This is a genomic window from Thermoanaerobacter sp. RKWS2 (genome assembly GCF_026240795.1).
Lineage (GTDB): Bacteria > Bacillota > Thermoanaerobacteria > Thermoanaerobacterales > Thermoanaerobacteraceae > Thermoanaerobacter > Thermoanaerobacter ethanolicus.
The window spans coordinates 2,817,012-2,827,640 of the sequence record NZ_CP110888.1 but is presented as its reverse complement, the minus strand read 5'-3'; the positions used below and the strand labels follow the sequence as shown (position 1 = coordinate 2,827,640).

Genomic DNA, 10,629 nt, shown 5'->3' with positions numbered 1-10,629 from the left:
TGTATGACCTCCTAAGCCCATCAATAAAATGTGGATAACTTATTTAAAAGGGTGGCATAATATATTATCGGTATAAGTTAGTTGTTAATAAGTTAAATTTAGTTTTGTGAATTTTTTAATTTGATAACTTTTGCAAAAACACATGTGCAGATATTGTTGATAAAAGATATTTTGATAAAAAAACTGATAAAAAAATTAAAATACATTGATTATAAATATAATGAATAAGAAAACTAACATTTAAATAACAACTTATTCACAAATTTATCAACAACCTGTGAATAAGTTGTTATTTTTGTGGCTACAATTTATTTAAGTTATCAACAGTTTAATTTTATAATAGCAAATTATCAACAGATTATCAATAAGAAAAATAATTTTGTCTACAGCTGTGTGTAGATAATTCTTAAGTTGTTGATAATTATAAATTGCAATATTAAATGCAACACCTAATGAAAATCATGTAGATATAGGATTTGGAACAAATCATATATAACCTTAAGCCCATCTTAGTTAACAAATTGAGCGGAGGTCGTGATTTGTCAAGGGTTTAAGTCAGGCGAAGCCTGCCCCTTGACAAATCACGAGCGAGCTCTATACTTTATAAGGGATGGGCTTAACAGATTTTTGCCAGCTCTTCATAAAAGCATTCTTTAGGTGTTTTATAATTTAACAATTTTCGAGGAAGGTTATTAAGCCAGTTTTCTACTCTCTTTATCGTATCTATAGATAAATGTTTAATACTTTTACCTTTAGGGATGAAACGTCGTATAAGACCGTTATGTCGTTCATTTGTACCTCTTTCCCAAGATGAATATGGATGTGTATAATATACTTCTACGCCATATTCTAAAAGAGCACTTTCTAAATCACTAAACTCTGTACCATTATCAGATGTTATTGTTTTAAAGACCTTGCTTAAATTGTCACCAAACATATCTTTTAATTTTGATAGTGCATCTTTAACAGATTTACTGTCTTTTGTATCCAATAGTAATATTATTTCATGGCGAGTCTTACGCTCTATTAATGTTAAAAGCACCTTGTCATTAGACTTCTTGCCAATTAACGTATCTATTTCCCAATGCCCAAAAACTTCACGGCTTTCAACTTCTTTAGGTCTAAAATCAATACTTTTACCCATAATACGTTTATTTTTACGGTTTTGTTTCTTCCTTGGTTTTAAACGTAGTTTTAAAGGTAAATCAATGTTTTTAACTTTTAATAATCCTCTATCTATATAGTTGTACAGTGTTTTAGTACAAACAATGGTTTTATTATTCCAGCTTGGGTCTTTTTTACAATAGCCTACAACTGCATCTGGTGACCATTTTTCATTTAATATTTTATTTTCAGCATATTTCAAGAAATCTTCTGCTTTAGCTACTTTAAATTTAGCTCCGCAATTTGAACGATTTTTTTCGTAGATAGCTTGACCGGTTTCAGGAAAATAGCTTGTATAAGAAGATAAATCACTTCTAAGTTGTGTAGTAGTTCCACGTTTAATTTCACGGCTTATAGTGCTTGGAGATCGATTAAGTTTTTTAGCAATATACCGAATACTTCTTCCTTCTTTGAGTAATGCATAGATCTCTCCTCGTTCATAGCTACTTAAGTGTTTAAAAGAACGATTTTTTGTGGTATCATTATTATGAACCATAGTGAAAATCCTCCTTGTATGATGTTGAGTTGACACCTATATCATACACGATTTTCACTATGGTTTCTATTTTTTTATCTGTTGCATTTAATTATACAACTAACCAGTTGTTGATAATTTTCTTGTTTTAAAAAGTCTTGTTGACATCCTCCTTAATTAACGTTATAATTTTTATAGCATTTTTTAGGTTTTAGGAGGTGTGGCAATGCTTCGCACTTATCAACCCAAAAAAAGACATAGAAAAAAAGTGCACGGTTTTAGAAAGAGGATGTCTACCAAAAGTGGTCGCAATGTTTTAAAAAGAAGAAGACAAAAAGGTAGACATAGATTGACAGCGTGAGGCCTTTAGGGCCTTTTTTACAATCCGGAGGTATAAATGAGTAACAAGATTATAAAAATTAAAAAAAGTTATGAATTTAAAAAGGTTTATTCAAATGGAAAATCTGTTGCTAATCAGTTTGTTGTAATGTATTATATGGAAAATAATTTAGGTTTTAATAGAGTTGGCTATTCAGTGAGTAAAAAAATAGGTAAAAGTGTGGTAAGAAATAGAGTTAGAAGGCTTTTACATGAAAGTTTTAGACTTTTAGATATTGAGATAAAAACAGGTTTTGATATAATTTTTGTCGCAAGAGGGAAAATTGTAGAGGCTGATTTTCACACTTTAAAAAATTCCATGAGAAAATTGATTATGAAAACACCTCTTTATGCGGGGAATGAAAGATGAAAAATGTTGTTATTTTTTTAATTAAGTTGTATCAAAGATATATTTCGCCTATGAAGCCAAGGACCTGTAGATTTTACCCAACTTGTTCTCAATATTCTATAGAAGCAATATCAAAGCATGGACTTTTAAAGGGCGGAATTATGTCAATTTGGCGGATTTTAAGGTGCAATCCCTTTAATCCCGGGGGATATGACCCTGTAAAATAAATTTTTGGAGGTATATTATGGCAACAATTGCTATGTATTTAGGACAATTGTTAGAATTTATACATCATTATGTGGGAAATTATGGTATCGCTATAATTATTTTTACTATTTTAATAAGGATACTTCTTTTGCCTTTTTATATACAGCAAATGAGCACAATGAAAAAGATGAAAGAAATACAGCCTCTTGTAGAAGAACTTCAAAAGAAGTATGCTAAAGACCCTCAAAAATTAAACATGGAAACAATGAAATTGTATCAAGAGAAAAAGTAAATCCTTTCGGTGGATGTTTACCTATGCTTTTGCCTTTGATAATATTGTGGCCGCTTTTTACGATGCTTAGAACCTATCCAGCTTTTTCAACTGCTTCTTTTTTATGGATGCATAGCCTTGCACAAAAGGACCCTTATTATATAATTCCTATTTTAGCTACTGTGACTACTTATATATCTTCTGCAATGGTAGCAACAGACAAGAGTCAAAATTCTATGAATATAATGATGTCAATTTTTATGGGATGGGTAACTGTTTCTTTGCCGGCAGGGGTAGGAATATATTGGGTTACAAGCAATATATTCCAGATAGTGCAGCAGTATATTTTTATGAGAGAGACCAATACTGCTAAGGGGGAATCATAAATTGAAAGAGCTTATAAGGACAGGTAAGACGGTGGAAGAAGCTGTAAATCTTGCGTTGCAGGAATTTGGCGTACCGAGGGAAATGGTAGAAGTAGAAGTGTTGGATGAAGGGGGTAAAGGTTTTCTAGGTCTTATAAGCAAGCAGGCAATAGTTAAAGTGATTTTAAAAGATGTAGTAAAGGAGAGTGCTAGAAATTTTTTACAGCAAGTAATTGAAGCGATGAAATTAGATGTTAAATTTGATATAGAAGAAGATGAGGATACTATAAAGTTTAATTTATATGGAAAAAATGTAGGGTTGCTGATAGGTCATAGGGGAGAGACATTAGATTCATTGCAATATCTTGTAAATGTCGTTGCCAGCAAGTATAGAGAATATGATAGATATAGAAGGATTATATTAGATGCAGAAAATTATAGAAAAAGAAGGGAAGAGACTCTAATTAGGCTTGCAAAAAAATTAGCCAAACAAGTAATGGAGACAAAAGAAAGCGTTGAGTTAGAGCCGATGAGTCCTAATGAAAGGCGAATAATTCACATGGCTTTGCAGGACCATCCATATGTAGAGACTTATAGTGAAGGAGAGGAGCCTAACAGAAGAGTCATAATAGCTTTAAAATAATACCCTGTCAAGGGGGTTTTTTTATATTTGTGATTGAAAAGCCAAAAACATTGGTATATTATTTTATAAGACAATTTTTTGGTTGGTGATGAAAATGGTTTTTGATACAATTGCAGCTATTTCCACTTTTCCGGGAGAAGCAGGAATTGGAATAGTTAGAATAAGTGGAGATGATGCTTTAGAGATAATTTCAAAAATTTTTAAACCCTATAAGCCTAAAAATATAAAAAAGGTGAAAAGTCATACTTTGCACTATGGACACATAGTAGACCCAGAAACAGAAGAAGTATATGACGAGGTTTTAGTATCTATTATGAAAAAACCTAATACCTATACCAGAGAAGATATAGTTGAAATAAATTGTCATGGAGGTATAGTAGTTACTTCTAAAATTTTGGAATTAGTATTAAAACAAGGTGCTCGTTTAGCTGAACCAGGGGAATTTACAAAAAGAGCTTTTTTAAATGGGCGAATTGATTTATCTCAAGCCGAAGCAGTTATAGATATAATTACCGCTAAGACTATGCTTGCTAATAAATACGCTCAAAAGCAGTTATCAGGTCATATAGGGCAAAAGATGAAAGAATTAAAAGACAAAATCATGGGTCTATTAGTCCATCTTTTAGCTTTAATAGATTTTCCTGAAGATGATGTGGAGGAACTTGAGAGAAAAGAAATGTTAGAAACTGCCAAGGAAATAGTGGAAGATATCGATAAACTTATTGCATCTTCTGAAAGTGGAATGATTATAAGAGAAGGACTTAAAACTGCTATAATTGGTAAACCAAATGTTGGTAAATCCTCTCTTTTAAACGCCTTATTGAAAGAAAATAGAGCTATTGTCACAGACATACCAGGAACTACCAGGGATATTATTGAAGAATATGTTAATGTAAAAGGTATTCCAATAAAACTTATTGATACGGCAGGAATTAGAGATACAGACGAATTGGTGGAAAAAATAGGAGTTGCTAAAAGCAAAGAAGTTCTGGCGGAAGCAGATTTAATATTGTTTGTGCTGGATGCCTCAAGAGAGTTAACTAAAGAAGACTACGAAATTTTCGACATTTTGGTAGGTAAAAATATTGTATTTGTGTTGAATAAAATCGATTTACCTAAAAAAATTGATGAAAAAGAATTAAAAAATCTTACCAAAGATGGTATAATAATAGAGGTTTCTACTGTTGAAAAAATTGGGCTACAAGAATTGGAAGACACAATATACAATTTGGTTTTTAAGGGAAATATAAATGTTAAGGAAGACGAAATAATTACAAATTCAAGGCACAAGGAAGCCCTTATCAATGCAAAAAAATATATGGAAAGTGTTGTAGAAGCCATTGAGAGGGAGTATAGTGAGGATTTAATTACAATTGATTTAAATGCAGCTCTTGAGCAAATAGGGAAAATTACTGGTGAAACAGCAACTGAAGATTTAATAAATCAAATTTTTGAAAGATTTTGTGTTGGAAAGTAGGTGAAAAGTATGAGATTTATTGCTGGAGAATATGATGTGGTAGTTGTTGGGTTGGGACATGCGGGCAGTGAGGCTGCTCTCGCTTGTGCAAGGTTGGGACTTAAAACAGTAGGTTTTGCTGTAAACTTAGATTCTATTGCTTTGATGGCTTGCAATCCTTCTATTGGTGGCCCTGCCAAGGCTCAGTTGGTGAGAGAGATTGACGCTTTAGGTGGGGAAATGGCTATAAATACTGACAAATCGCTACTACAAATTCGCACTTTAAATACCAGTAAAGGCCCTGCTGTAAGGTCTTTGAGAGCACAAGTTGACAAAAAACTTTACCAGATGAACATGAAGTACACTTTAGAAAGACAAGAAAACCTTGATATAAAACAGGCGGAAATTGTAGACATTTTGGTAGAAGACAACAAAGTCACGGGGGTTGTGACAAAATTAGGTGCGATATATAAATGTAAGGCTTGCATTATTACTACAGGGACCTTCTTAAAAGGAAGGGTTATAATTGGTGATGTAAGTTTTAACAGTGGACCTAGCGGGCTTTTTCCAGCTAATGAGCTTTCTGAGACTTTGAAAAGATTAGGTTTTAAATTGATGAGATTTAAAACAGGTACTCCTGCGAGAGTTGATAAAAGAAGCATTGATTTTTCCAAAATGGAAATACAGCCGGGGGATGAAGTTATTACTCCTTTTTCCTATATGCATGATAAAATCGAAATAGAACAGTTACCCTGTTGGCTCACTTATACGAATAAAAGAACTCATGAAATAATAATGGCAAATATTGACCGTTCTCCTCTTTTTAGTGGTGAAATAACAGGGGTAGGAGTAAGATACTGTCCCTCTATTGAAGATAAAGTTGTAAAATTTCCCCACAAAGAAAGGCATCAAATTTTTATTGAACCAGAAGGATTAAATACTTATGAGATGTATGTACAAGGCATGTCTTCTAGTTTACCTGAAGATGTACAACTGGAATTTTTGAGGACTGTTCCCGGTCTTGAAAATGTAAGAGTGATGAGGCCAGCTTACGCTATTGAATATGACTGTATAGACCCAACACAATTAAAAGCTACTTTAGAATCTAAAAAAATTGAAGGGTTGTACTTTGCAGGACAAGTCAATGGCACATCTGGATATGAAGAAGCGGCTGCTCAAGGTTTGATGGCGGGAATAAATGCTGCTATGAAGCTTTTAAACGAACCTCCTGTAATTTTGGATAGGTCTCAAGCTTATATAGGAGTGCTAATTGATGATTTAGTGACAAAAGGTACAAATGAGCCTTATAGGATGCTTACTTCGAGAGCGGAATATAGACTTCTATTAAGACAAGATAACGCAGATTTTAGATTGACAGAGCTAGGGTATAAAATTGGTCTTGTAACAGAAGAAAGATATCAAAAATTTTTAAAGAAGAAGATTCAGTTAGAAAAAGAGATGCAAAGACTTCCTGGCGTCATGGTAAGACCTTCTGAGGAAGTCAACAATTTTCTCATATCTAAAGGAAGTACTCCTTTAGTTACAGGAATTGACCTTTATACTTTGTTAAAGCGACCTGAAATTGATTATAAGTCTACTAAATTTTTGGATAAAGATAGACCGCATGATATTTTAGATAGTGTGGCTGAGCAAATAGACATAAATATTAAATATGAAGGATATATAATAAAACAACTGAGACAAGTTGAACACTTTAAAGCATTGGAAAACAAAAAAATTCCAGAAGATATTGATTATTATCAAATTCATGGTTTGAGTAATGAAGCAAAAGAAAAATTGACAAAAATAAGGCCTACTTCAATTGGACAGGCTTCTCGTATTTCGGGAGTTTCACCTGCTGATATTTCTGTGCTTTTAATTTACATGCAGCAGTTAAGGAGAAATAAAGACGATGAAGAACAAATCGGTTGATATGCTAATTGAGGGCGCTAAAGAGTGGGGTATATTTTTGGAAATGTTCCATGTGGAACATTTCCAAAAATATTATGCTCTTTTATTGGAATGGAATCAGAAGATGAATTTAACGGCAATTACAGAAGAAAGTGAAGTTGTGATTAAGCATTTATTAGATAGCTTATCTGTGGTTAAGAGTGGGAAAATAAAAGGGGACGAAAAAATTATAGACGTTGGTACAGGGGCTGGTTTTCCTTCTATTCCTTTAAAAATTGTGTTTCCTAAATTAAAAGCTACTCTTTTAGACTCTTCTAAAAAAAGAATTACTTTTTTAGAAGAGGTTATAAATAAATTGGGTATAAATGAAATAGAATTAATTCATGGAAGAGCAGAAGATATAGGAAAAGACATAAAATATAGAGAACAATTTGATTTATCTGTGGCAAGAGCTGTTGCACCTTTAAATGTTTTATTGGAATATACTCTTCCTTTTGTACAAGTAGGTGGGTATTTTATTGCTTTAAAAGGAAGAGAAGTTGAGGAAGAAATAAAAAGCAGTCAAAAAGCTTTAAAGGAGTTAAAAGGTGAAATTGAGGAGGTAAAGCAAATCAGACTTCCTTTTAGTGATATACTTCATCATTTGATAATTATAAGAAAAGGAGATAACTGTCCTCTGAAATATCCCAGAAAGGCCAATGCTATAAAAAGGTCTCCTTTGTGAAGTTAGAAGTTTGTCATCAATGCACTTTACGCATAAAAGTGTAATGTCTTTATGATATGTTGGCATTTTGCATAAGTGAGTGACTTAACAGCCCGGCATTCAACTTAAACATGTTAGAAAAAAGTAATAAGAGAGAGGACTAGCGTGTTCAGTTGAGTGCCGGGAAACTTAGCGAGACAGAGAGAGGTCGGCGGAGCCGCAGCCTTGTGAGGGCGGAGGCGGGCACCTGAGGAAAGGATGCCGCTGACGCAGAAGCCCCGCCTGAGTCCGAGGCCGAGCGCTAGTTTAGTCTGTGATGTTACCGGAGCAAACGATGCAAAATGCCAACAAAAATAGAACTTTGTCAACAAACTGAGAACAGGTTAGACTGTTCTTTTTTATTTTTATAAAAAATTTTTATGGTATAATTTTAGTATATCAATCTTGGAATGAGGGAAGAAAAAATGTTAAAATTTAGAGCGAGCTTTTTAGTTGCGAGAGTTGTCATTGTTGAAAAAGGAAAAGTTCTTTTAGTAAAACATCAAGAGGGGGAGGAAGTAGCATGGGTTTTTCCAGGAGGTAGGGTAGAAGAAAATGAATCAGTAGCAGTTGCCGCTATAAGAGAATGTAAAGAAGAAACAGGCTATGACATTAAGTTGAACGGAGTGTGTTATATTCAAGAATATGATATTTACTATGTAACATATTTTTATTCCTCTATTATTGGGGGAAAATTGACCTTAGGAAGTGACCCTGAATTACCTAAAGAGAAACAGGTTTTAAAAGAAGTAAAATGGGTTGATCTTAAGGATTTGAAAAACTATCAAGTTTACCCTCAAAAATTGGCGGAACTCATACAACAAAAAGATTTTTTCAATTGTCTTATTCCTATTCCTGAGACTTTTTTATAATTTAAACAATATATTTGAATTTAAGGAGGAATTTTACATTATTTGTCGAATATATATGTTAGAAAATCTATTATTGTTTTAAAAAAGTGGGGTGTGTAAAGGTGTTGTCGAGCAAAATGCAGGAAATCTCTTATTTGCCGATTGACTCTATAAGACCTAGTCCTTATCAGCCCAGGAAGACTTTTGATATAAAAAATTTACAAGAATTATCCGAATCAATCAAAGTTTATGGAGTGCTGCAACCTATTACTGTGAGAATGGTAGGTAACAATTCCTATGAATTAGTAGCGGGGGAAAGGCGGTTAAAAGCCTCAAAGTTAGCAGGACTTACTGAAATACCGGCAATAATTGTAAATGCTCAAGATGAAGATGCAGCTGTTTTAGCTTTAATTGAAAACTTACAAAGAGAAGACCTGAATTTTATCGAGGAAGCTGAAGGATATTACAATTTGATAAACGATCACCATTTGACGCAGGAACAGTTAGCAAAAATGTTGGGCAAAAGTCAATCGACTATTGCCAATAAGCTGAGAATTTTAAAGTTAAGTAAAGAAATAAAAGAAAAGTTATTAGAAAATGATTTAACAGAAAGACATGCCAGAGCCCTTTTAAGGCTTCCTGATGAAGAATTGCAAAAAAAGCTTTAGAAGTAATTGTAAAGAAAAAGTTAAATGTAAGCCAAACGGAAAAACTTATACAAGATATGATAGATAAAATTACTAAACAACAGGAAGAAACAAAAAAGGCAAACAAAAAGATGATGAAATTTTATAAAGACATAAGAATTTTTGTAAATACAGTGAAACAAGCTGTAGATTTAATGAAAAAATCTGGTGTGCCGGCAGAATATATTGAAAATGATATGGAAGAATATGTAGAGTTTGTAATCAAAATTTCTAAAAAGTAAAAAACTTTTTCACCCCCTTGATAATGTTCCATGTGGAACATTGGTATAAACAATGATATAATAGACATATAAGTTTAGCATCCTTAAAGAGGTATTTGTACGCAAAAGGGGGTGAAAAAATGGGCAAGGTTATTGCTATTGCAAATCAAAAAGGTGGTGTAGGTAAAACTACTACAACTATAAACTTAGGATATTCTTTAGCAGTGCAAGGGAAAAAAGTTTTATGTATAGATATAGATCCTCAAAGTAATATGACGAGTGGCTTTGGGATAAACCCGGCTTCTTTAAAACACACTACATATACGGTATTGATTGAAGAGGAAGACATAAGAAATGCAATAATATATTTGAATGATTTAAAGGTTTCAATAGTTCCCTCCAGTATTCAATTGGCAGGAGCAGAAATCGAATTAGTTCCTATGCTTTCGCGAGAATATAAATTAAAAAATGCTGTAAATCAAATTAAAGATGGATTTGACTATATATTAATAGATTGCCCTCCATCTCTTGGACTTTTGACTATAAACGCTCTTACTGCTGCTGATTCAGTAATTGTTCCAATTCAGTGCGAATACTATGCTTTAGAAGGACTTACTCAGCTTATGAACACAATCAATCTCGTAAAAAAGAGCTTGAATCCTGAATTGGAAATAGAAGGTGTAGTTCTTACTATGTTTAACGCTCGGACAAACTTATCTATACAAGTGGTAGATGAGGTGAAAAAATTTTTTAAAGACAAAGTTTATAGAACGATTATTCCACGAAATATTCGCTTAGGAGAAGCACCAAGTTTCGGAAAACCAATTTCTATATATGACCCTAATTCTAAAGGAGCAGAGGCTTATGATGAATTGGCATTAGAAGTGATAGAAAGGGCAGGGATATGAAA

The 10,629-nt window shown here is 33.0% G+C and carries 10 protein-coding genes and 2 pseudogenes; 11 read left to right on the top strand and 1 reads right to left on the bottom strand.

The window, feature by feature from the left end; all coding sequences use genetic code 11:
- Positions 1-616: 616 nt before the first annotated feature.
- Positions 617-1,660, bottom strand: coding sequence for an IS30 family transposase (locus OEI98_RS14910; protein ID WP_266037134.1), 1,044 nt, complete (start codon positions 1,658-1,660; stop codon positions 617-619).
- A 205-nt stretch (positions 1,661-1,865) separates the two neighbouring features.
- Between OEI98_RS14910 and rpmH the strand changes: the two genes are divergently transcribed.
- The 11 genes and pseudogenes from rpmH to OEI98_RS14850 all read left to right on the top strand — a co-directional run bounded on the left by rpmH (position 1,866) and on the right by OEI98_RS14850 (position 10,627).
- On the top strand, positions 1,866-2,000 hold the full coding sequence (gene rpmH, locus OEI98_RS14905) for a 50S ribosomal protein L34 (RefSeq protein ID WP_003867410.1): 135 nt from the start codon (positions 1,866-1,868) through the stop codon (positions 1,998-2,000).
- 36 nt (positions 2,001-2,036) lie between these two features.
- Positions 2,037-2,387 (top strand): ribonuclease P protein component, encoded by a 351-nt coding sequence (gene rnpA, locus OEI98_RS14900; RefSeq protein ID WP_003869996.1) that lies wholly within the window; start codon positions 2,037-2,039, stop codon positions 2,385-2,387.
- Positions 2,384-2,593 (top strand): membrane protein insertion efficiency factor YidD, encoded by a 210-nt coding sequence (gene yidD / locus OEI98_RS14895; RefSeq protein WP_004399512.1) that lies wholly within the window; start codon positions 2,384-2,386, stop codon positions 2,591-2,593. The genes rnpA and yidD overlap by 4 nt, the downstream gene beginning before the upstream one ends.
- 17 nt (positions 2,594-2,610) lie before the next feature.
- Positions 2,611-3,230: pseudogene (locus OEI98_RS14890) on the top strand (YidC/Oxa1 family membrane protein insertase).
- Position 3,231: 1 nt separating this feature from the next.
- Positions 3,232-3,852, top strand: coding sequence for an RNA-binding cell elongation regulator Jag/EloR (gene jag / locus OEI98_RS14885; protein ID WP_003869998.1), 621 nt, complete (start codon positions 3,232-3,234; stop codon positions 3,850-3,852).
- Between the two features lie 94 nt (positions 3,853-3,946).
- The gene (mnmE, locus tag OEI98_RS14880) at positions 3,947-5,329 is read left to right on the top strand and encodes a tRNA uridine-5-carboxymethylaminomethyl(34) synthesis GTPase MnmE (protein ID WP_208638271.1); all 1,383 of its coding nucleotides are present in this window, start codon (positions 3,947-3,949) and stop codon (positions 5,327-5,329) included.
- Positions 5,330-5,338: 9 nt separating this feature from the next.
- Positions 5,339-7,240, top strand: coding sequence for a tRNA uridine-5-carboxymethylaminomethyl(34) synthesis enzyme MnmG (gene mnmG / locus OEI98_RS14875; protein WP_003870000.1), 1,902 nt, complete (start codon positions 5,339-5,341; stop codon positions 7,238-7,240).
- Complete coding sequence (gene rsmG / locus OEI98_RS14870) at positions 7,221-7,943, top strand: 16S rRNA (guanine(527)-N(7))-methyltransferase RsmG (RefSeq protein WP_266038781.1); 723 nt, start codon at positions 7,221-7,223, stop codon at positions 7,941-7,943. Before mnmG ends, rsmG begins: the two co-directional genes overlap by 20 nt.
- Positions 7,944-8,386: 443 nt before the next feature.
- Positions 8,387-8,833: an NUDIX domain-containing protein gene (locus OEI98_RS14865; protein ID WP_003870002.1), complete on the top strand. Its 447-nt coding sequence runs from the start codon at positions 8,387-8,389 to the stop codon at positions 8,831-8,833.
- 101 nt (positions 8,834-8,934) lie between these two features.
- Positions 8,935-9,740, top strand: a pseudogene (gene noc / locus OEI98_RS14860) (nucleoid occlusion protein).
- Positions 9,741-9,859: 119 nt separating this feature from the next.
- A complete protein-coding gene (locus OEI98_RS14850; protein WP_003870004.1) occupies positions 9,860-10,627 on the top strand; it encodes a ParA family protein in 768 nt (255 codons plus the stop codon).
- Positions 10,628-10,629 lie beyond the last annotated feature (2 nt).

Excerpts from the sequence above, each read along its gene's own strand:
- OEI98_RS14910 (WP_266037134.1), bottom strand. The coding sequence starts at position 1,660 with ATGGTTCATAATAATGATACCACAAAAAATCGTTCTTTTAAACACTTA.
- rpmH (WP_003867410.1), top strand. The coding sequence starts at position 1,866 with ATGCTTCGCACTTATCAACCCAAAAAAAGACATAGAAAAAAAGTGCAC.
- rnpA (WP_003869996.1), top strand. The coding sequence starts at position 2,037 with ATGAGTAACAAGATTATAAAAATTAAAAAAAGTTATGAATTTAAAAAG.
- yidD (WP_004399512.1), top strand. The coding sequence starts at position 2,384 with ATGAAAAATGTTGTTATTTTTTTAATTAAGTTGTATCAAAGATATATT.
- mnmE (WP_208638271.1), top strand. The coding sequence starts at position 3,947 with ATGGTTTTTGATACAATTGCAGCTATTTCCACTTTTCCGGGAGAAGCA.
- mnmG (WP_003870000.1), top strand. The coding sequence starts at position 5,339 with ATGAGATTTATTGCTGGAGAATATGATGTGGTAGTTGTTGGGTTGGGA.
- rsmG (WP_266038781.1), top strand. The coding sequence starts at position 7,221 with ATGAAGAACAAATCGGTTGATATGCTAATTGAGGGCGCTAAAGAGTGG.
- OEI98_RS14865 (WP_003870002.1), top strand. The coding sequence starts at position 8,387 with ATGTTAAAATTTAGAGCGAGCTTTTTAGTTGCGAGAGTTGTCATTGTT.
- OEI98_RS14850 (WP_003870004.1), top strand. The coding sequence starts at position 9,860 with ATGGGCAAGGTTATTGCTATTGCAAATCAAAAAGGTGGTGTAGGTAAA.